Source organism: Comamonas brasiliensis, assembly GCF_018292285.1.
GTDB lineage: Bacteria > Pseudomonadota > Gammaproteobacteria > Burkholderiales > Burkholderiaceae_C > Comamonas > Comamonas brasiliensis.
In genome coordinates, this window is record NZ_JAANES010000003.1 from 386,261 (window position 1) to 410,347 (window position 24,087).

Annotated in this window: 21 protein-coding genes; 7 read left to right on the forward strand and 14 right to left on the reverse strand. The window is 63.5% G+C overall.

Features of this window, described 5'->3' with window-relative positions; all coding sequences use genetic code 11:
* Positions 1-68 precede the first annotated feature (68 nt).
* A complete protein-coding gene (ileS, locus tag DJFAAGMI_RS14420; RefSeq protein ID WP_211457651.1) occupies positions 69-2,924 on the forward strand; it encodes an isoleucine--tRNA ligase in 2,856 nt (951 codons plus the stop codon).
* A 116-nt stretch (positions 2,925-3,040) separates the two neighbouring features.
* A complete protein-coding gene (lspA, locus tag DJFAAGMI_RS14425) occupies positions 3,041-3,556 on the forward strand; it encodes a signal peptidase II (protein WP_211457652.1) in 516 nt (171 codons plus the stop codon).
* Between the two features lie 58 nt (positions 3,557-3,614).
* Here lspA and DJFAAGMI_RS14430 read toward each other — a convergent pair whose 3' ends face one another.
* Positions 3,615-4,364: a hypothetical protein gene (locus tag DJFAAGMI_RS14430; RefSeq protein WP_211457653.1), complete on the reverse strand. Its 750-nt coding sequence runs from the start codon at positions 4,362-4,364 to the stop codon at positions 3,615-3,617.
* A gap of 212 nt (positions 4,365-4,576) precedes the next feature.
* Here DJFAAGMI_RS14430 and DJFAAGMI_RS14435 point away from each other — a divergent pair, with 212 nt between their 5' ends.
* On the forward strand, positions 4,577-6,241 hold the full coding sequence (locus DJFAAGMI_RS14435; protein WP_211457654.1) for a Na/Pi cotransporter family protein: 1,665 nt from the start codon (positions 4,577-4,579) through the stop codon (positions 6,239-6,241).
* A gap of 13 nt (positions 6,242-6,254) precedes the next feature.
* Here DJFAAGMI_RS14435 and DJFAAGMI_RS14440 read toward each other — a convergent pair whose 3' ends face one another.
* On the reverse strand, positions 6,255-7,070 hold the full coding sequence (locus DJFAAGMI_RS14440; RefSeq protein ID WP_211457655.1) for an NUDIX hydrolase: 816 nt from the start codon (positions 7,068-7,070) through the stop codon (positions 6,255-6,257).
* Positions 7,071-7,205: 135 nt separating this feature from the next.
* On the opposite strand from DJFAAGMI_RS14440, the gene DJFAAGMI_RS14445 reads away from it, so the two are divergent.
* Positions 7,206-8,105, forward strand: a complete 900-nt coding sequence (locus DJFAAGMI_RS14445; RefSeq protein ID WP_003058271.1) for a DMT family transporter — start codon at positions 7,206-7,208, stop codon at positions 8,103-8,105.
* 63 nt (positions 8,106-8,168) lie between these two features.
* Here DJFAAGMI_RS14445 and DJFAAGMI_RS14450 read toward each other — a convergent pair whose 3' ends face one another.
* The 9 genes from DJFAAGMI_RS14450 to DJFAAGMI_RS14490 all read right to left on the reverse strand — a co-directional run bounded on the left by DJFAAGMI_RS14450 (position 8,169) and on the right by DJFAAGMI_RS14490 (position 17,390).
* Positions 8,169-8,966 carry an SDR family oxidoreductase gene (locus DJFAAGMI_RS14450; protein WP_167006058.1) on the reverse strand — a complete coding sequence of 266 codons (798 nt, stop codon included), beginning with the start codon at positions 8,964-8,966 and terminating at the stop codon, positions 8,169-8,171.
* Between the two features lie 106 nt (positions 8,967-9,072).
* Positions 9,073-10,380 (reverse strand): DUF3422 family protein, encoded by a 1,308-nt coding sequence (locus DJFAAGMI_RS14455; protein ID WP_003058273.1) that lies wholly within the window; start codon positions 10,378-10,380, stop codon positions 9,073-9,075.
* A 128-nt stretch (positions 10,381-10,508) separates the two neighbouring features.
* Positions 10,509-12,020, reverse strand: coding sequence for a tripartite tricarboxylate transporter permease (locus DJFAAGMI_RS14460; protein WP_003058274.1), 1,512 nt, complete (start codon positions 12,018-12,020; stop codon positions 10,509-10,511).
* A 15-nt stretch (positions 12,021-12,035) separates the two neighbouring features.
* On the reverse strand, positions 12,036-12,524 hold the full coding sequence (locus DJFAAGMI_RS14465) for a tripartite tricarboxylate transporter TctB family protein (protein ID WP_211457656.1): 489 nt from the start codon (positions 12,522-12,524) through the stop codon (positions 12,036-12,038).
* A 191-nt stretch (positions 12,525-12,715) separates the two neighbouring features.
* On the reverse strand, positions 12,716-14,518 hold the full coding sequence (tfpB, locus tag DJFAAGMI_RS14470; protein WP_211457657.1) for a type IV pilus assembly ATPase TfpB: 1,803 nt from the start codon (positions 14,516-14,518) through the stop codon (positions 12,716-12,718).
* Between the two features lie 105 nt (positions 14,519-14,623).
* Complete coding sequence (locus tag DJFAAGMI_RS14475; RefSeq protein ID WP_211457658.1) at positions 14,624-14,986, reverse strand: FlxA-like family protein; 363 nt, start codon at positions 14,984-14,986, stop codon at positions 14,624-14,626.
* A 67-nt stretch (positions 14,987-15,053) separates the two neighbouring features.
* Complete coding sequence (locus DJFAAGMI_RS14480) at positions 15,054-15,917, reverse strand: spermine/spermidine synthase domain-containing protein (protein ID WP_211457659.1); 864 nt, start codon at positions 15,915-15,917, stop codon at positions 15,054-15,056.
* Between the two features lie 15 nt (positions 15,918-15,932).
* Complete coding sequence (locus DJFAAGMI_RS14485) at positions 15,933-16,469, reverse strand: DNA-deoxyinosine glycosylase (protein WP_211457660.1); 537 nt, start codon at positions 16,467-16,469, stop codon at positions 15,933-15,935.
* Between the two features lie 99 nt (positions 16,470-16,568).
* A complete protein-coding gene (locus tag DJFAAGMI_RS14490; protein WP_249334330.1) occupies positions 16,569-17,390 on the reverse strand; it encodes a TatD family hydrolase in 822 nt (273 codons plus the stop codon).
* Positions 17,391-17,559: 169 nt separating this feature from the next.
* Between DJFAAGMI_RS14490 and DJFAAGMI_RS14495 the strand changes: the two genes are divergently transcribed.
* A complete protein-coding gene (locus tag DJFAAGMI_RS14495) occupies positions 17,560-18,984 on the forward strand; it encodes a methyl-accepting chemotaxis protein (RefSeq protein WP_211457662.1) in 1,425 nt (474 codons plus the stop codon).
* An 86-nt stretch (positions 18,985-19,070) separates the two neighbouring features.
* On the opposite strand, the gene lolD is transcribed toward DJFAAGMI_RS14495, so the two are convergent.
* From lolD to DJFAAGMI_RS14510, 3 genes are all read right to left on the reverse strand, one after another.
* Positions 19,071-19,760 carry a lipoprotein-releasing ABC transporter ATP-binding protein LolD gene (gene lolD, locus DJFAAGMI_RS14500; protein WP_211457663.1) on the reverse strand — a complete coding sequence of 230 codons (690 nt, stop codon included), beginning with the start codon at positions 19,758-19,760 and terminating at the stop codon, positions 19,071-19,073.
* Complete coding sequence (locus DJFAAGMI_RS14505) at positions 19,753-21,006, reverse strand: lipoprotein-releasing ABC transporter permease subunit (protein WP_167006088.1); 1,254 nt, start codon at positions 21,004-21,006, stop codon at positions 19,753-19,755. The genes lolD and DJFAAGMI_RS14505 overlap by 8 nt, the downstream gene beginning before the upstream one ends.
* Positions 21,007-21,084: 78 nt before the next feature.
* Positions 21,085-21,555 carry a MarR family winged helix-turn-helix transcriptional regulator gene (locus tag DJFAAGMI_RS14510; protein WP_211457950.1) on the reverse strand — a complete coding sequence of 157 codons (471 nt, stop codon included), beginning with the start codon at positions 21,553-21,555 and terminating at the stop codon, positions 21,085-21,087.
* 158 nt (positions 21,556-21,713) lie between these two features.
* On the opposite strand from DJFAAGMI_RS14510, the gene DJFAAGMI_RS14515 reads away from it, so the two are divergent.
* Together DJFAAGMI_RS14515 and DJFAAGMI_RS14520 are read left to right on the forward strand one after the other, a co-directional pair.
* The gene (locus DJFAAGMI_RS14515; RefSeq protein WP_211457664.1) at positions 21,714-22,715 is read left to right on the forward strand and encodes a Bug family tripartite tricarboxylate transporter substrate binding protein; all 1,002 of its coding nucleotides are present in this window, start codon (positions 21,714-21,716) and stop codon (positions 22,713-22,715) included.
* A 44-nt stretch (positions 22,716-22,759) separates the two neighbouring features.
* Entirely contained in the window at positions 22,760-24,085 is a 1,326-nt protein-coding gene (locus tag DJFAAGMI_RS14520; RefSeq protein ID WP_211457665.1) for a sulfatase family protein, read from the forward strand.
* Positions 24,086-24,087: the final 2 nt, after the last annotated feature.

Sequence of the window (24,087 nt, forward strand, 5' to 3'; positions counted from 1 at the left end):
TGGCGCTCACCTCACCATTCACGCCCAGGCAGAACTGCCCGGGCATTGCATTGCTTTCAAGGTTTCCCATGTCTGATTCGAAGTCCAACAAGCCCGAAGCGTCCGCCTACCGCGCCACGCTGAATATGCCCGACACCCCCTTCCCCATGCGCGGCGACCTGCCCAAGCGCGAACCCGCCTGGGCCAAGGAATGGGACGACAACGGCATCTACAAGAAGCTGCGCGACGCCCGCAGCGGCGCGCCCAAGTTCATCCTGCACGACGGCCCTCCTTACGCCAACGGCAAGCTGCACATCGGCCATGCGGTGAACAAGATCCTCAAAGACATGATCGTCAAGAGCCGCCAGCTCGAAGGCTTCGACGCGCTCTACGCACCGGGCTGGGACTGCCATGGTCTGCCCATCGAGAACGCCATCGAAAAGCTGCATGGCCGCAATCTGCCGCGCGACGAGATGCAGGCCAAGAGCCGCGCCTTTGCCGCCGAACAGATCGAGCAGCAGATGGTGGACTTCAAGCGCCTGGGCGTGCTCGGCGACTGGGATCACCCCTACAAGACCATGAACTACGCCAACGAGGCCGCCGAGCTGCGCGCCTTGAAGAAGGTGATGGAGCGTGGCTTTGTCTACCGCGGCCTCAAGCCCGTGTACTGGTGCTTTGACTGCGCCTCCTCGCTGGCCGAGTTCGAGATCGAATACGCCGACAAGCAAAGCCAGACCCTGGACGTGATGTTCCCCGCTGCCGAGCCGGCCAAACTGGCCGCAGCATTCGGCCTGGACAAGCTCGACAAGGAGGCCTTCATCGTCATCTGGACGACGACAGCCTGGACCATCCCTGCCAACCAGGCGCTGAACGTCAACCCCGACCTGGAATACAGCCTGGTGGACACCGAGCGCGGCCTGCTGATCGTGGCCTCCGCCCTGGTCGAGAAATGCCTGACCCGCTGGAAGCTGGAAGGCCGCGTGCTCGCCACTGCCAAGGGCGAAAAGCTCGACCACATGCCCTTCAAGCACCCGCTGGCCCATGTGGACAAGGGCTTTGACCGCATCTCGCCCGTGTACCTGGCCGAATACGCCACCGCCGACGACGGTACCGGTATCGTGCACTCGGCCCCTGCCTATGGCGTGGACGACTTCAACAGCTGCATGTCCAACGGCATGGACTACAAGCAGATCCTGAACCCCGTGCAGGGCAACGGCGTGTACGCAGCCGACCTGCCCATGTTCGGCGGCCAGCATATCTGGAAGGCCGTGCCCGTCATCCTCGACGCCCTGAAGGTCGCGGGCCGCCTGATGGACACCACCACCATCAGCCACAGCTATCCGCACTGCTGGCGCCACAAGACGCCCGTCATCTACCGCGCGGCCGCCCAGTGGTTCATCCGCATGGACGAAGGCGAAGGCGTGTTCACCGATCCCGCGCAAAAGCCCGAGAAGACCCTGCGCCAGATCGCGCTGGACGCCATCGAGCAGACCAACTTCTACCCGCAAAACGGCCAGGACCGCCTGCGCGCCATGATCGCCGGCCGTCCCGACTGGTGCATCTCGCGTCAGCGCAGCTGGGGCGTGCCCATCCCCTTCTTCCTGCATGTGGACACGGGCGCCCTGCACCCGCGCACCATGGAGATCATCGACCAGGCGGCTGCCATGATCGAGCAGGGCGGCATCGAAGCCTGGAGCCGCGTCAGCACCGAAGACATCCTGGGCACCGAGGAAGCCAAGCACTACACCAAGAGCACCGACATTCTGGAAGTCTGGTTCGACTCGGGCTCCACCTTCTGGCATGTGCTGCGCGGCACCCATCCCGAACACCACCACGACAAGGGCCCCGAGGCCGACCTATACCTGGAAGGCCACGACCAGCACCGCGGCTGGTTCCACAGCTCGCTGCTGCTGGCGTCGGCCATCTTCGGCCGCGCGCCCTATCGCGGCCTGCTGACCCACGGCTTCACCGTGGACGGCCAGGGCAAGAAGATGTCCAAGTCGCTGGGCAACACCGTGGCCCCGCAAGACGTGTCCAGCAAGATGGGCGCGGAAATCATCCGTCTGTGGGTGGCCTCGACCGACTACTCGGGCGACCTGGGCATCGACGACAAGATCCTGGCCCGCGTGGTGGACGCCTATCGCCGCATCCGCAACACGCTGCGTTTCCTGCTGGCCAACACCAGCGACTTCGACGCGAGCAAGGATGCCGTGGCCTACGGCGAGATGCTGGAGATCGACCAGTTCGCGCTGGCCCGCTCGGCCCAGCTGCAGCAGGAAATCCTGGCCCACTACAAGGTCTACGAGTTCCACCCCGTGGTCGCCAAGATCCAGCTGTTCTGCTCCGAAGACCTGGGCGGCTTCTACCTGGACGTGCTCAAGGACCGCCTCTACACCAGCGCCCCCAAGAGCCTGGCACGCCGCTCGGCCCAGACCGCGCTCTACCAGATCACCCAGGCGCTGCTGCGCTGGATGTCGCCCTTCCTGTCCTTCACGGCCGAGGAAGCCTGGAAGATCGTGGGCCACAGCGAATCCATCTTCCTGGAGAAGTTCACCGAGCTGCCCGCCGGCGACGAAGGCCTGCTGGCCAAGTGGACGCGCCTGTGCGAGATCCGCAACCTGGTCAACAAGGACATCGAAGTGGTGCGCACCACCGGCGCCGTGGGTTCGTCCCTGCAGGCCGAAGTCACGCTCACGGCCGAGCCCGAAGACTTGGCCCTGCTGCAAAGCCTCAAGGACGATCTGAAGTTCGTCTTCATCACCTCGGCAGCGACTGCCGTGGCCGGCGATGCCCTGACCACCACCGTGAAGGCCAGCGAGCACGCCAAGTGCGAGCGCTGCTGGCACTACCGCGAAGACGTGGGCGTGAACCCCGAGCATCCCTCGATCTGCGGCCGCTGCGACAGCAATCTGCACGGCACGGGTGAAATCCGCACCAAGGCTTGATCCATTAAAAGTGAGCTGCCAGCGCTTGCTGGCAGCCATTTTCAGCATTGATTCATGCTGAAATCCTTTTTACTCAAGCGCTAGCCGCTATCAAAAAACCTTAGCAAAGAGCTGCCATGAGCAACACCCAGACCTCCTCCGCAGGCCTTGGCCGTATCTGGCCCTGGCTGCTGTGGGCGCTTGTCATCATCGGCGTGGATCAGATCACCAAGCAGATGATTTTGAGCCACTACCAGTATGGGGACTGGACTCCCATCACCAGCTTCTTCAACATCGTGCGCGCTCACAACACGGGCGCAGCCTTCTCCTTTCTTGCGGGCGGCAGCGGCTGGCAGCGCTGGCTGTTCGTGGCCATAGGCGTGATTGCCACCGTGCTCATCGTCTGGCAGCTGCGCAAGCACCCCGGCGAGAAGATGTTCTGCCTGTCGCTGTCCAGCATCCTGGGCGGAGCCATCGGCAATGTGGTGGACCGCCTGCAGCACGGCTATGTGGTGGACTTTCTGGACTTCTACTGGGGCAGCAGCCATTTCCCGGCCTTCAACGTGGCCGACATGGGCATCACCCTGGGGGCCATCCTGCTGATACTCGACGAGCTCTTGCGTGCAAGGCGTGCCAAGGCCCGGACCTCCTAGGCACCAGCCGCCCCCCATGCGCAAGGCCCGCTGTCTCTGAAGCAGACAGCGGGCTTTTTCATTGCGCCGTGCCCGGCCCGGATGCCGCCGACGCATAGACAGGCGCATCGGCCCAGATCAGCCTGTCGTCCTTCCAGTAGCGTACGTTGATCGGCGTGGTGATGAAGCAGGCATCAAACACCCAGTCCCTGAGCAACAGGCCGTTCAGGCGCCTGGGAAACAGGTTTTTGTCGAAGCTGCGGGGCTGCTCGCCGGCAGTCAGCTGCACCATGTTTCCGGGTTCGCAACTCACCGTCTGCCGGCCCGGCGCCGAGAATTCGTAGGGCCGGTCCAGCTCCAGCAGCACCTGGTGGTAGACGCTCAGGGCGTTGACCCAGATATCGCCCAGTTGCACAGGATGGGGAAAGCGTATCTCCTTCAGGCCTCGCAGATCGGGCTGCCCTCCCTGCTTCTCAGCGCCCTGGGGCGCTTCGCGCTGAATATGGCTGCCTGCGGGCAAGACGATGTCGCCCCAGACCACGGGCCGCTCCAGCGTGATGTGCGTGAGCCGCTGCTGCGCGGTCCTCTGCCGCTCCTGCCGGTGATCGACCCAGGCAATCTGCGCCAGCCCCACCAGCGTTGCAATGGGCAGTATGGACAGCCATACGGCCAGCTCCCACTGCCAGATACGCAGCGGCGGCCTGGGCCGGCCGCAGCGCACATGCCACTGCCGCCAGCCCCACCACAGCAGCAGGCCGACGGCCACCAGGGCCGCCAGCAGCGTCAAAAGAAAGCCCACAACAGCAGCGCTGGGCAGTGAAGGAATCATGAAACCACCTTTTTGATAGCAGCATAGGCAATGCTGACTTCAAAAAATTTCGGTTTTTTCCTATTTCGCATCCGTAGAAACGATGTTTTAAATATTTCGTTTTTGTTCTATTGTTTTCTTTATTCCGCACTTATTTGTGCGAGAAGAGGGAGGACTCCGGGCAGAACCGCCTCACTCAGGGGTATATTAGGTCGCTCCTTCGCGGGCAGAACATGAAGCATTTATTGAATCTTTTAGCAGCCATTGCCCTGTTGATCTGGGGCTCTCAGATGGTTCGCACCGGCGTTCTGCAGGTCTTCGGCGCCAACCTGCGCAATATTCTTGCCCGCAGCATGAGCAACCGTTTCTCGGCGGCGCTCTCGGGCATGGGCGTCACGGCCCTCGTGCAGTCGAGCACCGCCACCTCGCTGATGACCTCGTCCTTCGTCGGCCAGGGTCTGATCACCCTGCCCTCGGCCCTGGCCGTGATGCGCGGCGCCGATGTCGGCACGGCCCTGATGGCCGTGCTGTTCTCCACCGATCTTTCCTGGCTCTCGCCGCTGTTCATCTTTGTCGGCGTGGTGCTCTATATCTCGCGCAAGGATTCCAAGCCCGGGCGTATCGGCCGTGTGCTCATCGGCCTGGGCCTGATGCTGCTGGCCCTGCGCCTGGTGGTCGAAGCGACCGAGCCCTTGCTGCAGGCCCCGGCCGTGCGCACCCTGCTGGCTTCGGTCAGCAGCGATCTGTTCATGGAGTTGCTGCTGGGCGCGGTACTGGCCGTGCTGGCCTATTCCAGCCTGGCCGTGGTGCTGCTGATTGCGGCCATGGCCAGCTCGGGCGCCATTCCGCTGGATGTGGCACTGGGCCTGACCCTGGGCGCCAACCTGGGCAGCGGCCTGGTCGCGGCGCTCACCACCGCCAAGTCGGCGGTGGAAGAACGCCAGGTCACCGTGGGCAATCTGCTGTTCAAGATCATGGGCGTGGCCATCGTCGCGCCCTTCATCGGACTGTGGACGCAGTACGCCCAGCCCTATCTGGCCAATGCCGGCCAGAACGTGGTGATGTTCCACCTGGCCTTCAACATCTTCAACAGCCTGTGCTTCATCGGCCTGACCCAGCTCGTGGCCCGCTGGGTGACCGCCATGCTGCCCAAGCCCGAGGAAGAAAGCGCGGCCAAGCTGCTGCGCCCTCGCCACCTGGACCCGTCGGCCCTGTCCACGCCTTCGCTGGCCATCACCTGCGCCGTGCGCGAATCGCTGCACCAGGCCGACGTGGTGGAGTCCATGCTGATCGGCCTGCAGAAGGTCGCCGAGACCGACGATGCCAAGCTCTCCGAGGAAGTGCGCCACCTGGAATCCACGGTGGACGATCTGTACTCGGCCATCAAGTACTACATGACCAAGATCTCGCGCGCCGAACTCGACGAGCGCGAAGGTCAGCGCTGGACGGAAATCATCAGCTTCACCATCAATATGGAGCAGATCGGCGACATCATCGAGCGCGTGCTGCTGGATCTGGAAGACAAGAAGATCAAGAAGGGCCGTCAGTTCTCGGCCGCCGGCAAGCTGGAGATTCACGAGCTGACCCAGCATCTGCTGGACAATCTGCGCCTGGCCATGAGCGTCTTCCTCAACGGCAATGTGCGCGAGGCGCAAAAGCTGCTCGAGGAAAAAGCGCGCTTCCGCGATCTGGAGCTGGCCTACTCGGCCACCCATCTGGAGCGCCTGTCGCAGCACACGGTATCGAGCATAGAGACCAGCTCTCTGCATATCGACATGATCAGCGACCTCAAGCGCATCAACTCCCTGCTGTGCTCGGTGGCCTATCCGATTCTCGAGCAGGCCGGAGCCCTGGCGCCCAGCCGTCTCAAGTCCACCGCACTGGAGAGCCAGCGCTAGCGGCCTTGCCGCCCTACCAGCCCATGTAGGCGGCAAGCACCAGGGAGGCCTCGGGCGTGAAACAGCCCTGCAGCATCCAGCCCTGGACCTCGGCCAGATCCAGCCGCTCGAAACGCTGCACCTCGCCGTCCTGGTTCACAGGCTGCAGCGCATCGGGCACCAGGGCCGAGAACCAGTCTATGCGCTCGACCATATAGCCCTGACCCTCGGCTTCGTCGCTGGGCCTTGCGAACACCACCTCGCCACCATGCCTGAGCTCGCCCAGCTCGGCCACCCGCAGACCGGCCTCTTCCCAGGTCTCACGCGCCAGCGCCTCGGCCAGACTGTCTGCTGCCGAGACCATGCCCCCCATCAAGGTGTCCCACATGCCGGGGTTGTTGGCCTTGTCTTCTGCGCGCTGCTGCACCCAGAGCGCGCCGTCCGCGCAGACGCCCACCAGATGCACGGCCCGGGTGGCAATGCCCAGCGGCCGCACGGCACCTCGCTCGATGGTTGCCAGTTGCCGTCCCTGCGCATCGCAGACCGCCAGTTGCTCATTGCGCCAGGCACCGGCAAGACCGGCGCTGCGCATGGCCTGCGCCAGCCGGTTCAGCTTGTCCGTCGCCCCGCCCTGGCCTTCCAGCCGCCATTGCCCGGCCAGCAGCCTCAGCGCTATTCCGTGCGAAGCCAGCAGATCGCCCCCCAGCTTGCGCGCAAAGTCTTCCTCGATACTGCCGATCTGCTGCTCGTCAATGCACAGCGGCTGGCGCGGGCGCAGAGGATGCCTGCAGGCCATGGCCTGCTGTGCCTGCAGCCATTGTTGCTGCGGCGGCGTGGTTTGCTGCTTCATGAAAAATCTCCCAGGCCTGCATTGTGCTCAGCTTCGCAAAACGGGAAGGCTTGCATCACTATTGAGGAGCGCCAGCCACCGCAGCAAGGCGCAGCCGGGCTGCCCGCCAGCGACCTCGGGTTACAGTGACAATCCATGAATTCCCCCCTGAAACCTGCCACGGTCGCCATGCTCAGCCTGGCTCCGGCACTGTGGGCCGGCAATGCCATCGTGGGCCGACTCGCTCACGATCTGATCTCGCCGTTTGCACTTAACTTCTTTCGCTGGTGCATCGCCTTTGTGCTGCTGCTGCCGCTGGCGTGGCGGGTGCTGCGCAGGAACAGCCCGATCTGGCCCCTGTGGCGGCAATACATGCTGCTGGGGCTGCTGGGCATAGGCTGCTACAACGCCTTGCTGTATCTGGCGCTCAAGACCTCGACCCCGCTGAATGTGACGCTGGTGAGCTCCAGCATGCCGGTGTGGATGCTGGCCATAGGCCGGCTGTGCTGGGGCATTCGCGTCAGCCGCCGGCAGATGGGCGGGGCTTTGCTCTCGGTGCTGGGCGTGGCGGTGGTGATGTCGCGCGGCGACTGGCAGACGCTGCTCGATCTGCACTTTGTGCCCGGCGACCTGTTCATGGTGCTGGCCACCATCGCCTGGGCTTTCTACACCTGGCTGTTGTCGCGCAGCAGCGGCCCGCAGGAGGTGAAGTCGCACTGGGCCAGCTTCCTGCTCGCTCAGATCGTTTTCGGCCTGCTCTGGTCCGGTCTCTTCACGGGCGGCGAAGCCTTGCTGGGCGAATTCCGCCTGGTGCCGGGCTGGCCGCTACTGGGCAGCCTGCTGTTCATCGCCGTGGGCCCGGCCATTCTGGCCTACCGCTTCTGGGGCATGGGCGTGCAGCGCGCCACGCCCGCCATTGCAGGCTTCTTCGGCAACCTGATTCCGCTGTTCACGGCCCTGCTGTCGATTCCCGTGCTCGGCGAAACCCCGCACCTCTACCACGCGCTTGCATTTGCGCTGATCGTGACCGGCATCGTCGTGTCGTCCCGCAAATAGGCCGCCACCCCGGACAAAAGCCCCGCACTGCGGGGCTTTGTCGTTTCGGCCGTCGATCAAGGATCAGTAAGTGCCGGGGTACAGACCGCCGTCGGGCAGGATGTTCTGGCCCGTCATATAGCCAGCCTGGCGGCTGCACAGGAAGGCACAGATGGCGCCGAATTCTTCGGCCGTGCCAAAGCGCTTGGCAGGAATCTGGGCGGCCTGGGCCTGACGCACGGCATCCAGGTCCTGGCCGGTCTTGTTGGCCGCTGCCTGATGGGTTGCCACCAGACGATCGGTGTCGAACTTGCCGGGCAGGATGCTGTTGATGGTCACGCCCTTGGCGGCAATACCCGAACGCGCCAGGCCGGCCACAAAGCCCGTCAGACCGCTGCGCGCGCCGTTGGACAGACCCAGGATGTCGATAGGCGCCTTCACCGCGCTCGAGGTGATGTTGACGATGCGACCGAAGCCACGCGCGGCCATGCCGTCCACCGTGGCCTTGATCAGCTCGATGGGGGTCAGCATATTGGCGTCCACGGCCTTGATCCAGGCTTCACGATCCCAGGTGCGGAAGTCGCCAGGAGGCGGGCCGCCGGCGTTGGTCACGACGATGTCGTAGTCCTTGCCCGGGCCGCCGGCGGCTTCGAACACTGCCGTGCGACCTTCTGGCGTGGTGATGTCTGCAGCGACACCGATGACCTTGATCTGAGGAGCAATGGCTTGCAGCTTCTGCACTGCCAGCTGCAATGTCTCGGCACTTCTGGCATTGATGACCAGATTCACACCCTCTTCGGCCAGGGCCTTGGCGCAGCCAAAACCCAAACCTTTGCTGGCGCCGCAGACCAGAGCCCAGCGCCCGGAGATACCAAAGTCCATGTCAGTGTCCTTTCACACAGTTTCCAAGCCGGGCATGCTGCCCGACACTATCAAAATCCATAGCTGCCAGCGCTTTTTGTTCAAGCACCAGCAGTCAATTCAATGCTCAATGACTGCGACCATGAAACAGCTTGTGGTGCAGCCTGCGCAGCGACCACCAGACACCCAGGGCCACGACCGGAATGGCCATGGCCGCCGTCGACTCGGGCGACCAGGGCCAGCCCAGTTTCTGCCCGCCCTTGGCCAGGTAGCTGATCAGGCCGGTGATGTAGTAGGTGATGGCCGCGACCGACAGGCCTTCCACCGTGGATTGCAGCTTGAGCTGCGTGCCCTGGCGGTCGTTCATGGTGCCCAGCAGTTGCTGGCTGCTTTGCTGCTGCTCGATCTCGACGCGCGTGCGCAGCAGACTGCTGACGCGCGAGACCCGCTCGGACAGCGCATTCTGGCGGCGTGTCGCCCATTCGCAGGTCGCGCGCGCAGGCGTGAGGCGCCGGTCCATGAATTCGCGAATGGTCTGGATGCCATCCACCCGCGTCTCCTGAATTTCCTGAATGCGCCTGTCCACCAGCTCGAAATAGGCGGAGCTGGCCGAAAAGCGCGAATGCGTGGCCGCGTACTCGCTCTCCACCTGGCCGGCCAGCCGGGTCAGGCGGTCCAGCAGCGCCGGCTCGGTGTCGCGGTCGGCAGCGCGGATGGCATTGGCCAGCTCGGCCAGCTCACGCTCGGCCGTGGCCAGCACGGCGGCGGCCTTGCGCGCGGCCGGCAGGCCCAGCAGCGCCGCCATGCGATAGGTCTCGATCTCCAGCACGCGCTGCACCAGACGGCCCAGGCGGCGTGGCGACAGATCGGCGCCCGCCAGCAGCAGCATGCGCGAGAAGCCGTCGGGATGAATCGCAAAGTCGGTATAGATGGAGCCTGCGCCGCCGGAGACACGTGAGCCGACCAGGGTATCGGCATGCAGCATGTGACGCATCAGATAGTGCGGGTCCACATCCTGCTCGTTCAGCGCCCACAGGTGCAGGCTGCTCAGGCACTGCCCCGGCAGGGCGGCCAGCCAGTCGCGCGGCACGGCATCGATGGCGGTCTCGGGCTCGCGCACATCGGCCACGCCGGCCTGCGCCATGGGCGTGGTGAAGGTCCAGGCCACAAACTCGGTGTGCTGCTCCCAGCGCAGGCGAAACGCGCCCAGGTCGATCAGCACATGGGTGGTTGCCGCATCGGGCAGGGGACGGTGGTGATTGCGCAGCAGGGCCGCCACATGTTCGCGGCTGGCCTCGCGCTGGGCCGCATCGGTGAGCATCACGATATGCGTGATGGCCAGAGGGGCCTGCATGATTTCCGCAGGACGCGCGTGAATTTCGTTGTGCAGCAAGACCCGCTGGGGGTGCTGCGCGGGCAATAGAGACAAGGCCATGCAATCTTTCGAATAACTGCAGCTATTTTGCCGCCCTAATCCATGGCCCCCGAAACAAAGGTCCTCATATCAAAAAAGCGGCCCTTGCGGGCCGCTTTTGCGCTTGATTCAGCAATCAGGCAAGACCATCAGTCTTCCACGAAGGCTTCTTCACGCTTGTTCTTCACTGCAGGCATCAGCACCACGACCAGCAGCACCAGGGCAGCGGCCAGCAGGCAGGCAGAGATGGGGCGAGTCACGAAGACCGACCAGTCACCACGCGACAGCAGCAGGGCACGGCGCAGGTTTTCTTCCATCATCGGGCCCAGGATAAAGCCCAGCAGCAGAGGAGCAGGTTCGGTACCCAGCTTGTGGAACACATAGCCGATGAAACCGAAGATACCCACCATCCACACGTCCCAGGCGTTGTTGTTGGTACCGTACACGCCGATAGCACAGAACAACACGATGGACGGGAACAGCCAGCGGTAAGGCACTGTCAGCAGCTTGATCCAGACGCCGATCAGCGGCAGGTTCAAGATGATCAGCATCAGGTTACCAATCCACATGGAGGCGATCAGACCCCAGAACAGTTCCGGGTTGCTGGTCATCACCTGAGGACCGGGCTGGATGTTGTGAATCGTCATGGCACCCACCATCAGCGCCATCACGGCGTTGGGAGGAATACCCAGGGTCAGCAGAGGAATGAACGATGTCTGCGAACCGGCGTTGTTGGCCGACTCGGGAGCGCACACGCCACGGATATTGCCTTGACCGAAAGGAACTTCGCCGGGCTTCAGCTTGGTCTTCTTTTCGATGGTGTAGGCAGCAAAGGCCGACAGCATGGCACCGCCACCGGGCAAGATACCCAGGGCCGAACCCAGGGCCGTGCCGCGCAGCATGGCAGGAATCATGCGCTTGAAGTCTTCGCCTGTAGGCATCAGACCGGTCACCTTGGCGGCGAACACTTCGCGCTCGTCTTCAGGCTTGGACAGGTTGGCAATGATTTCGCCGTAACCGAACACACCCATGGCGATCACGACGAAGTCGATGCCGTCGGTCAGCTCAGGAATATCGAAGCTGTAACGGGCCACGCCGGAGTTCACGTCGGTACCGACCATGCCCAGCAGCAGACCCAGCACGATCATCGCGATCGCCTTGAGCAGCGAGCCGGAAGCCAGCACCACGGCACCGATCAGACCCAGGGTCATCAGCGAGAAGTACTCGGCAGGGCCGAACTTGAAAGCGACTTCGGTCAGGGGAGGAGCGAAGGCAGCCAGAATCACGGTACCCACGCAGCCTGCGAAGAAGGAGCCGATACCGGCTGCCGCCAACGCGGGCCCCGCCCGGCCTTTTCGGGCCATCTGGTAACCGTCGATCACGGTCACCACAGAGGACGATTCACCTGGCAGGTTCACCAGAATGGCGGTGGTGGAACCACCGTACTGGGCGCCGTAGTAAATACCGGCCAGCATGATCAGCGCCGCCACGGGAGGCAGTGCATAAGTTGCTGGCAGCAACATGGCGATGGTCGCCACAGGGCCAATGCCTGGCAGCACGCCGATCAGCGTACCGAGCAGACAGCCCACAAAGCAGTAGATCAGGTTCTGGAACGTGAAAGCCACGCCAAAACCCGTCGACAAGTTCTGAATCAGATCCATGGACGATGCTCCTGATTAGCCAGCGATGAAGCTAGGCCACACGGGGAACTGCAGATTCAGCGCCCACACGAAAGCGAAATAGCTGCCGACCGCCAAAATGGTGGCCAGAACGGCTGTTTCCTTGAGGTTGAAGGTCTGACCGGCCATGCTGGCGATAAAGACCAAAGCGTAGATCGCAATGATCAGACCGAACTGGGGGATGCCCACAGCCGGTACGCCCACCAACAGAATGCCGAAGGCAAAGTTGGCAGCCAGCACGAAGAACACAGGCTTCCAGGCCCACTTACCGATCTTGTCACCACCTTCGGGGCCCTTGGTCAGGCCGCCGACGCAGATGGCTGCACCCAGGATGGCCATGAGCACACCCAGGATCAGAGGGAAGTAACCTGGACCCATACGGGCGCCGGTGCCAATGGTGTAGTTGGACGCGCCGATCGCAAATGCGAGACCGACGGCCAAGAACATCAGACCGGAGAAAAAGTCTTTTTGGCTCTTGATTTTCACAAAACGTCTCCTTACGGAAATCACGACTTGGCGATTCTCGTTTCATAGATATGCCAAATTGATGTGGATTCCACCTACAAAGGGCATACCCTAATGCTGACGTTCTGCACCCATCTACCGTGGGCAAGCCCGATGCATGCCGGCCTTGCCTGGCTGCCCTGGCAGGACAGCAAGCACTTGCAGTCCTGCCTTCAGATTTCGCTCATCAGCGGCGTGCAGGCCAGCACCTCGGGCAAGGTGGTCAGACCTTCCGCAACCCGCAGGGCCCCTGCAAGACGCAGGGGACGCATTCCGTCCTGTACGGCCTGGCGACGCAGAACGTCCATCGACGGAGCATCGTGAATCTGCTTCTTGAGGGTCTCGGTGACCATCAGCAGCTCGTACAGTCCCATGCGGCCGCGATAGCCTGTCATGCGGCAGTCTTCGCAGCCCACGGGCTTGTAGGGCTGGTAGCTGCCGGTCAGCTTCCAGGGCCTGACCGATTCGGCCAGATCCTCGGGCTTGGCATCTTCATCGCGCACCTTGCAGCTGGGGCACAGCGTGCGCACCAGTCGCTGGGCCAGCACGCCCAGCAAGGTGGCATTGATCAGATACGAGGGCACGCCCAGCTCCATCAGGCGACTGACGGCGCTGGGTGCATCGTTGGTGTGCAGCGTGGAGAACACCAGATGGCCGGTCAGCGCGGCCTGCACCGCCATTTCGGCCGTGGCCAGATCGCGGATCTCGCCCACCATGATGATGTCCGGGTCCTGGCGCATCAGCGCGCGCAGGCCCTCGGTGAAGCCGAAGTCGAGCTGGGGTTGAACCTGGGTCTGGTTGAAGCTCGGCTCGATCATTTCGATGGGGTCTTCCACCGTGCTGACATTGACCTCCTCGGTCGCCACCCGCTTGAGCGTGGAATACAGCGTGGTGGTCTTGCCCGAGCCCGTGGGGCCGGTGACCAGGATGATGCCGTGCGGACGCTTGACCAGGTCTTCCCAGCGCTGGGCATCATGGGCGCTGAAGCCCAGCGCATCCAGATTCTTGACCGTGTTCTCGGGATCGAAGATGCGCATCACCATCTTCTCGCCAAAGGCCGTCGGCAAGGTGGACAAGCGCATTTCCACTTCTTCGCCGCGCGGATTGCGCGTCTTGATGCGCCCGTCCAGCGGGCGGCGCTTTTCGACCACGTCCATGCGCCCCAGCAGCTTGACGCGCGCCACCATCGCGTTCAGCACCCCCATGGGCATCTGATAGACCGGATGCAGCACACCGTCGATGCGAAAGCGGATCACGCCCTGCTCGCGCCGGGGCTCCAGGTGGATGTCGCTGGCGCGCTGGTCGAAGGCATATTGCCAAAGCCAGTCCACCACGCGCACCACGCCCTGGTCGTTGGCGTCGAGCTGCTTGTTGCTCTTGCCCAGCTCCACCAGTTGCTCGAAGCTCGCGCCGCCGGTCGCACCGCCGGCCTTCTCAGCGGCACGCACGGATTTGGCCAGCGCAAAGAACTCCGCCGTATAGCGCTTGATGTCCTGCGGATTGGCCACCACGCAGCGCACGCTGCGGTGCGACTGCCGCTCGACCTCGCTCACCCAGTCCTTGATGAAAGGCTCGGCCGTGGCGATCACCACCTCCTTGGCCGTGACCTGCACGGGCAGCACCTTGTGGCGCTCGGCGTAGCTGGCGCTCATGATCTCGCCCACGCGGCCCACATCCACGCGCAACGGGTCGATGCGCAGATAGGCCAGGCCGCTGCGCTGGGCCAGGTACTGGGTCAGGGTTTCCAGGTCCAGCGGCTGGTGCGTCAGGGCGCCGACAACGCCCACATTGGCCAGACGCACCAGCGGCAGTTGCGCACTCTCGGCGGCCGAGCAGCGCGCGACCGTGCGCCCTGCCTCCTGTGCCGTGATCACACCGTCTTCCTGCAGCCATTGCACGAGCGTGCGCCAGTCCAGAGGCCCGTGGTACTGGGCTGGCTTGACGGATCGAGGCAGGATGGTTTCAGTCAATGACATGGGCGGCTGCAGCAACAAAACTGCCCTGACTGTACCGCCATCGGCCCATGCTGCCGATCAGGAAGATGCATGACAGGCCGATGAAGCTCTGTTGTCTGATGCAGCTCAGGCGTATTCGTCCAGCAGACCGCCCAACCCGCCCTGACCCGGATTGCTGCGACTTCTGCTCTTCACCGCATCGTCCTGCTTTGACTGAACGGCTTCGGTGCCACGCTGAGCAGCCTGCTGGGCTTGCTGCGCCTGCTGGTTCTGCAGGGCCTCGATCTGGGCCTGCAGCATCTGGATCTTGGCCTGCAGCAGCTGCGTCTGCTGCTGCTTGGTCTTGGCATCCGCGTCGCTGTTGGCGACTTCCTTGAGCTCGTTGGTTGCATCCTTGATCTGCTTTTGCAGCTGCTGGATACGCGATGCCGCGCCGGCCCCCGAAGAGGCTGAGCTGGCAGAACTGGAGGAGATGGCACTGATCGTCATGTCTACATCATCGGCACAACACCGCTGCAATCAATGCTGCCCCCTCAGCTTTACTCAGGCTTTGCAATCATTCGGCTGCGCCCCGGCCGATTCGGGCGACCCTGGATCTGGCCGTCTTGCTGCCGGCCTCGGCATCGCGGGCCGGCACGAACACCTTGGCCCAGCGTGTGGTGTTCAGATCCCAGCGCGCCTGCACCTGGTCACAGGCCAGATCCAGCTCGGTGCCCTGCAGCACACGCGGCCTGCGCTGGGCCAGCACCACGGTATTGCCTTCGCGCGTGGGGCGGAAGGCCCAGAGCGCGTCCTCGCCAAAAGCCTGGGCCATCTGGTCCAGGCTTTTGTCAAAGCTTGAAGAGCGACCAAACAGATTGACGGTCATGATGCCGTCCTCAGTCAGCAGATTGCGGCAGTCGGTATAGAACTCGGCGCTGTCAAGAACAGGAGCCGCAGCCTCATGGTCGTAGAGATCGACCGCCAGCGCATCGACCGTGCCCTGCCATTCAGGCTTTTTGATTTCCTGGGCCGCATCGGCCAACACCACCTGAAGCGTGCTGCTGTCGGGCGGCAGCTTGAACCAGCTGCGGCACACGGCCAGCACCTGGGGATTGAGCTCGACCGCCGTGGTCTTCATGCGCAGCTTCTTGTGACAGAACTTGGTGATGGCGGCCGCCCCCAGCCCCAGTTGCATGGCGTGCATCCGGGGCACTTCGGCCGGCTCGGCAAACAGCAGCCAGCCCATCATGCGCTGCACATATTCCAGGTCGATATCAAAAGGGTCGCGAATGCGCATGGAGCCCTGCACCCAGGGCGTTCCCAGATGCAGATAGCGGATATCGCCATCGTCGGAGACGCTGACTTCGGGCAGCTCCTGCGCACTGCCCACATTCTTGTCCTGCGCGGATTTGGCACCGCCACGGGTTTTACGGATCACGTTTCACACCAATCTTCAAAGCAGGCCATGGGCCGCCAGCGCATGGTGCCAGGCCTGCAGTTTTTTATCGAAAGACCAACTGGCATTGGCCGGGCTGGTCGATGGCAGTTTGAGCGCCGTCAGCCCCAGCGCCTCGGTCTGGCGCGCATGCTTGTAGCTCTCGCCGCCGTTGTGCAATGCCAGCTGCAGATCCGGGCAACGCAGGCGCAGCCCGGCAAAGTCGTTGACCTGGGCACAGCGAATGGCGCTGTCCAGACTGCCCTCGCGCTCGCAGCTCGCATACACGTCCCACAGGCCCAGGCCACGCTCCAGCAGCCACTCGCAGCGGCCCGCGTAGTCGGCGCGCGGCGGCTGCGGATGCCGGGGCCACAAGGCCTGCAGCAAAGGCCAGAACTGGTTCTGCGGATGGGCGTAGTACTGCGCCAGCTGTAGCGACTTCAGGCCCGGAAAACTGCCCAGCACCAGTGCCCGCGTGCGCGCATCGGCCACGGCCGCCAGCCCCTGCCAGCGCGGGCCTGTCTCTGTCACTGTGGCAGAAGAATCCTCGGTCATGCCCTATTGTCGCCCAGCCATGCTAGACATGGCCCTTGGGCTGATATTCGAAAAGATGAGCAACCGCCACTTGGTCTGCAACGGCCAGATGCTGTTTTCCTACAAGAACGCCGGCAAGCCTGAGAGCGCTGCGCGTGCATTGGCCGTACTGGCCTGCGCCAGCTGCTCAATGCCCATGCCGCGCAGCTGCGCAATCTCCGCCGCAATGCGCGGCAGCTCGGCCGAGCTGTTGCGCCCCTGAGGCTGGCCGGCCGCGCGCTGCTCGGCCGTGGTGTAGAGCCAGTGCGGCGGGATATCGGGCGCGTCGGTCTCCAGCACCAAAGCCTGCAGCGGCAGGCTGGCCGCCAGCTCGCGCAGCTTGAGCGCGCGCTCATAGGTGATGGCGCCGCCAAAGCCCAGCTTGAAGCCCAGATCGATAAACGCCTGTGCCTGCTGGACGCTGCCGTTGAACGCATGGGCTATGCCACCTACCACCCGGTGCTGGCGCAAGGTCTTGAGCAAACGATCGCTGCTCTTGCGCACATGCAGGATGACGGGCAGCCCGAACTCGCGAGCCAGCCGGATCTGCTGCTCGTAAAACCAGATCTGGCGCTGCTCGTCCAGTCCGGGGACAAAAAAATCGAGGCCGATTTCGCCCACCGCCACCATATGCGGGTCGCCGCGCTGCTGGCTCAGCAACTCGCGCAGCGCCGCGATATCGGACTCCTGGGCGCCGGGCGTGTAAAGCGGATGAATGCCCAGCGCATAGCTGTCGCCATGACGATGCGCAAGTGCAATCACGTCCTGCCAGTGGCTGCGCTGCACGGCAGGAATGACCAGATGCTTGACGCCTGCGGCCTGCGCAGCGGCGCGCACGGCATCTCTGTCAGGCGCAAATTCGGGCGCATCCAGGTGGCAATGGGTATCTATCCAGGTGGGCATCTGCACATCATGCATCGGCCGGGCTGCTTGCGCAGGCTGGCCCCGGCATATGACACGTCAAGTGACTACAGACAGTTTCCAGTCTTGTCCTACGGTACACACATTGAAACAAATAAAACATTAAGCAACTTCACCCACTGCCCTGCGCTACCGGCCAAAGGAGCAAGTTATGACGGGACTTCTGCAAAGCACGCTCTGGCAACGCCTGAGTCAAAGTCATCAGCGCGCCGACATGCAGGGCAAGCTGGCTGCACTCGATCAGGTGCAGGCCGTGATCGAGTTCGATCTGCAAGGCCATGTGCTGACGGCCAATGACAACTTTCTGCGCACCATGGGCTACAGCGCCGAGCAGATCGTCGGCCAGCATCACCGCATGTTTGTGGACGAGGAAACCCGGGCCTCTGCCGAGTACGCCCAGTTCTGGCAGCGCCTGGCGGCAGGCCTGCATGACAGCGGCCGCTACCGTCGCATCAACAGCCAGGGCGAGGATGTGTGGCTGCAGGCCAGCTACAACCCGATCTTTGACAGCCAGGGGCAGCCGCGCAAAGTCATCAAGTACGCCACCGACATCACCGAACAGCAGCAGCATGAAGACGATGCCCGCGGCCAGCTCGAAGCCATTGCCAAGGTGCAGGCCATCATCGAGTTCGATCTGAACGGCAACATCCTCACGGCCAACGATCTGTTTCTGCAGACCATGGGCTACTCCCTTGCCGAAGTCGTGGGCAGACACCACAGCATGTTCGTCCAGCCGCACGAGCGCCAATCTCCGGCCTATCAGCATTTCTGGCACAAGCTGGCCCTGGGGCATCACGATGCAGGCCAGTATCTGCGCATAGGCAAGGCCGGTCGTCAGGTCTGGATCGAAGCCAGCTACAACCCCATACTCGACGCCGAAGGGCGGCCCTTCAAGGTCGTCAAGTTCGCCACCAACATCACACGCCGCGTGACCGCGGCGCAAACCCTGCGCGCCACGGTGGAAGGGCTGACCGAGAGTGCCAACCATGCACGCCAGGCCAACGAGCTGGCCCAGGACGCCTGCAGCGTGGCCGAAGCCGGCGGCCGCACCGTGCAGGATGTGGTGAGCACCATGGAATCCATCAGCGCCAGCTCGCGCAAGATCAGCGACATCATCGGCATGATGGACTCCATCGCCTTCCAGACCAATCTGCTGGCGCTCAACGCCGCCGTGGAAGCGGCCCGCGCCGGTGACCAGGGACGCGGCTTTGCCGTGGTGGCCAATGAGGTGCGCCAGTTGGCCCAGCACAGCGCCGAGGCCGCCAAAGAGATCAAGCAGTTGATCCAGACCTCGGTCACCCAGGTCACCCAGGGGGTGACCCAGGTGCGCGAAGCCGGCACCACCATGGCCGAGATCGTGAACTCCTCGCGCCAGGTCACGCAGATCATGGGCGAGGTGGTGCAGACCTCGCTGGCCCAGTCCGCCAGACTGCGCGAGGTCACCGACGATCTGACGGCGCAGGATGTTTCGGCCAAGCCGGGCTCGGCCAGGCCGCGCCCTGCCGTTCCGCTGCAGGCCTCGGCGCGTGAGCAGGCCACAATTGCTATCAGAAATGCAGCTGTCAGCGCTTACTGATCAAACGTTTGAGGCGCATTCTTCATAAAAAAGGCCCAGGTCGCTGCAGCAGCAGTGACCTGGGCCTTGCCGTCGCTTGATGACGCTCAGGCCAGTTGCCCGCGTCCCAGTCTGACCATGCGGTCACAGCGCGCCGCCAGTCCTTCATCATGGGTGACCATCACAAACGCCGTGCCATGGCTGCGCGCCAGCTCCAGCATCAGCGCAAACACCGTATCGGCCGTGCCGCGATCCAGGTTGCCCGTGGGCTCGTCGGCCAGCACACAGGCCGGGCGCGTGACCAGCGCACGTGCAATGGCCACGCGCTGACGCTCGCCGCCCGAGAGCTCTGCCGGGCGATGCGCCATGCGCTCGCACAGCCCCACGGCGCGCAGCATCTCGGCCGCGCGGTCCATGCAATCCTCCTTGACGTCGCGTCGAATGCGCAGCGGCATGGCCACATTCTCCTGGGCCGAGAACTCGGCCAGCAGGTGATGGAACTGGTAGATAAAGCCCAGATGCCGGTTGCGCAGCGCGCCCTGCTTTTGCGGGCTGAGCTGATGCAGAGGCTGACCCATGAGGCTGACGCTGCCCGTGGTGGGCGCATCCAGCCCGCCCAGCAAGTGCAGCAAGGTGGACTTGCCCGACCCCGAGGCGCCGACGATGGCCAGTGTCTCGCCCGCCTGAACCTGCAGATCCACACCCTGCAGCACGGTCACATCCAGCTTGCCTTCGGCAAAGCGCTTGGTCAGGCCGCGTGCCTCCAGCACGCTCTGGTCCATCACAACATCATTCATAACGCAGTGCCTCCGCAGGGTTCACGCGGCTGGCACGCCAGCTGGGGTAAATCGTGGCCACAAAAGAAAGAATCAGGGAAATCACGGCGATCGGCACGATGTCCGTGGACTGCGGCTCGCTGGGCATCTTGCTGATCAGGTAGATGTCCTTGGGCAGGAAGTTGGCATGCAGCGCATGCTCAATGGCAGGCACGATGACGTCGATATTGAAGGCAATCGCCAGCCCCAGCGCCAGACCGGCCAAGGTGCCGATGACGCCGACCATGGCGCCCTGCACCATGAAGATGCCCATGATGGACGAGGGCGAGGCTCCCAGGGTGCGCAGGATGGCAATGTCGGCACGCTTGTCCTGCACGCTCATCACCAGGGTAGACACCAGATTGAAAGCCGCCACGGCCACAATCAGGGTCAGGATGATGAACATCATGCGTTTTTCAAGCTGAACGGCGGCAAACCAGGTCTTGTTCTGCTGCGTCCAGTCACGGATGAATAAACGGTCCGTCAAGGTGTCAGCGAGTTCATGCGCCACGCGCGGCGCCTCGTGCAAGTCCTTGAGCTTGAGACGAATGCCGGTCGGCCCTTCCAGGCGGAAGATGCGCTGTGCATCCTCGTAATGCATCATCACCAGCGCCGAGTCATATTCGTAGTGGCCGGAATCGAAGGTCCCAGCCACCGTCATCTGCTTCATGCGCGGCAGCACGCCGGCCGGCGTGACCTGTCCACTGGGAGCGATCAGCGTGATCACATCGCCCTCGCTCACACCGAGACTGCGCGCCAGCTCGATGCCGAGCACCACCTTGAACTCGCCGGGCACCAGACGCTTGAGCACCTCGCCGCTGGTGGCCGCCAGATCGGTCACCTCGCCCTCACGCGCCGGATCGATACCGCGCACCAGGGCGCCTTTCATATCCTCGCCGCGTGCCAGCAATGCCTGAGCCGCCACAAAAGGCGCGGCCCCCACCACATCAGGGTTGGCTCTGGCCTCGCGCATGGTGCGCTCCACATCGGGCAGGGGTGCGCCCTGCGGGGCGTAGATTTCCACATGAGAGACGACGCTGAGCATGCGATCCCGCACTTCCTTCTGGAAGCCGTTCATCACGCTCAGCACAATGATCAGCGCCGCCACGCCCAGCGCAATGCCAAGCATGGAGACACCCGAGATAAAGGAGATGAAGCCATTGCGGCGTGTAGCGCGCCCTGCACGGGTATAGCGCCAGCCCACGGCCAGTTCGTAGGGAAATTGCATGTTGCCAGCATTGTGGCATTGCCGGCAATGCCCTGCCGACAGCGCCAGCCTTATGCGATCTGACTGCCCGCCGCCCCTCTACCGGGGCGGCCTGCTGCGCCCTATGCGCGGCAGATCCGCATACTGATCCTGCTGCTCCAGCGTCACCGCATGGGCCTGGAGCTTTGCCAGCAGGCCGTCAAACAAGGCCAGTTCCTCATCGCTGAGAACGGACACGATATCGGCATGAATCTTGACCATCTCGGGCAGTATCAGACCGTACATGCGCCGCCCCTCCTCGGTCAGATAGATGGCCACGTGCCGGCGGTCTCCATCCAGAGGCTTGCGCAGCACCCAGCCTTTTTCCTCCAGGCCGCTGAGCGCCCGCGAAGTGCGCGCCCTGTCCAGCTGCGCCTTCTGCGCCAGCTCGGATGACAGCAAACCCTCCTCGGTCGCCAGCGTCGCCATCACGCCCCATTCACGACGCGTGAGGCCGAAGCGGGCCTCGCACATGCGCATGGCCATGCCGCCCGCCACACCGAAGAAGCGGCTGATACGAAACAGCAGCATCTGCTGAATGGAGGTGGGCTGTCGGGTATTCACGGAGATGAGTTGATTAGATCAATTGTGGCCGACACTTCTACAGTGGGTGCTCCCAATACAGAGACAAGGGAAATGCTGGGATTTTCGCAAATGCCAGCACTTTCCTCAGACAAGAGAGTGATTCCATGGCCCGCCTGATTGCACCCCGCCGCCTTCTTCAAACCAGCCTGGCTCTGCTGCTGGGCTGCACGGCATTCGCCTCCCAGGGCCAGCCTGCCGATGGCGCCGCCGTCGCCGCCTGGCCCGGCAAGCCGGTTCGACTGATCGCCTCCTTCGCTCCCGGAGGGGCGGTGGACATATTGGCGCGCGGCGTGGGGGAAGTACTCCAACGCGAGACCAGGCAGCCGTTCGTGGTGGAAAACCGCACCGGCGCCGGCGGCAACATAGGAGCCGATTACGTAGCCAAGGCTGCCGCCGACGGATACACCATGCTGATCGGCCTGGACACCAGTCTCACGGTCAACCCGCTGATCTACAAAAGCATGCCCTTCAAGAATGGCGACCTGCGTCCCGTCATGGTGTTCGCCTCGCAAGGCATGCTGATGGCTGTCAGCCCCAAAACCAATATCAAGACGCTGGAGCAGTTCATCGCCCGCAGCAAGGACAAGGGTCTGACCCTGGGCTCCGCCGGCTATGGAACACCCGGCCATCTGGCCGCCAGCATGCTGAGCTATGCCACCGGAGCCAAGGTCAACCACGTGCCCTACAAAGGCAATGCACCTGCCACGCTGGCGATGCTCTCGGGCGAAGTGGATGGTGGCGTCATCAGCTCCACCGCAATGCTGCCCCATGTGAGCTCCGCCAAGATCACCGCGCTGGCGGTGACCACGGCCCAGCGCAACCCCTTGCTGCCGGAAGTTCCCTCGGTGGCCGAACTGGGACACAAGGAGCTGCAGCAGGAAGTGCTTTTCGCCGCCTGGGTGCCCAGCAGCACACCCGAGCCACTGGTGCAGAAAATCCAGGCCCTCTTCGAGAAGGCCATGAAGGACGGCACGCTGCGCGAGCGCATGCGTGTCAACGACATGGTCTACGAAGGACTGACAGGCGATGCAGCAGCCAAACGCATTCAGGCCCTGGCCGACCGCTACCGTGTTCTGGCCCAGGCCACCGGCATGAAGATGGAGTGAGCGCCTGCGCCAGCCATCAACCCCATGACAACGCCCCGTATTTCATGACTCGCCCCAATATCATCTTTATCGTCGCCGACGATCTCGGCTATGCCGACCTGGGCTGCTACGGCGGCCGCGATGCCGACTTCGGCCCGGTCTCCCCGGTGCTAGACCGCCTGGCCGCCAACGGCCTCAGGCTCACCCAGGGCTATGCCAATTCGCCCGTGTGCTCGCCCACGCGTTTTGCCTTGGCCACGGCCCGCTATCAATACCGCTTGCGCGGTGCGGCCGAGGAGCCCATCAACAGCAAGACGCGCGGCACGCCGCTGGGCGCCAGGCTGGGCCTGCCGCCCGAGATTCCCACGGTCGCCTCGCTGCTCAAGGGAGCGGGCTACCGCACGGCACTGATAGGCAAATGGCATCTGGGCTACCCACCCCACTTCGGCCCGCTGCGCTCGGGCTATGAGGAATACTTCGGCCCCATGTCGGGCGGCGTGGATTACTTCACCCATCTGAGCAGCTCGGGCCAGCACGATCTGTGGGTGGGCGAAGAGGAGCATCACGACGAAGGCTATCTGACCGATCTACTGTCCCAGCGCAGCGTGGACTTCGTCAACCGCATGAGCGAGGGCGATGCCCCCTTCTTCCTGAGCCTGCACTACACGGCCCCGCACTGGCCCTGGGAAACCCGTGATGACCGTGAGACCGCCGAGCAGCTGGGAGCGGGCATCACGCATCTGGCGGGAGGCAATATTCACCAGTACCGCCGCATGATTCATCACATGGATGAGGGCATAGGCTGGATCGTCGAAGCCCTGCGCAAGAACGGCCAGCTCGACAACACGCTGATCGTCTTCACCAGCGACAACGGCGGCGAGCGCTTCTCGGACAGCTGGCCTCTCGTCGGCGGTAAGATGGACCTGACCGAAGGCGGCATCCGCGTGCCCTGGATCGCCCACTGGCCTGCGGTGATCGAGGCCCATCGCAGCAGCACCCAACCATGCATGACCATGGACTGGTCGGCCACGGTCCTGGATGCAGCCGGTGTGAGCGCAGACCCGGATTACCCGCTGGATGGCGCCTCCCTGCTGCCCGTGCTGCGCACCGACGGGGCTGAGTTTGCCCGGCCGCTGTACTGGCGCATGCTCTACCGCAACCAGCGCGCGTTGCGCGAAGGCGACTGGAAATACCTGCGCGTGGAGGACAACGAATACCTGTTCAATCTGGCGCAGGACGAGCGCGAGCGTGCCAATCTGGCCGGCCAGCAACCTGAGCGCCTGCAAGCCATGCGCCAGCGCTGGGATGACTGGAATGCCGGCATGCCCGCCATCGCCGATGATGCGAGCTACAGCCTGGTCTACACCCTGAAAAATATGCCCGCGAGGTGACA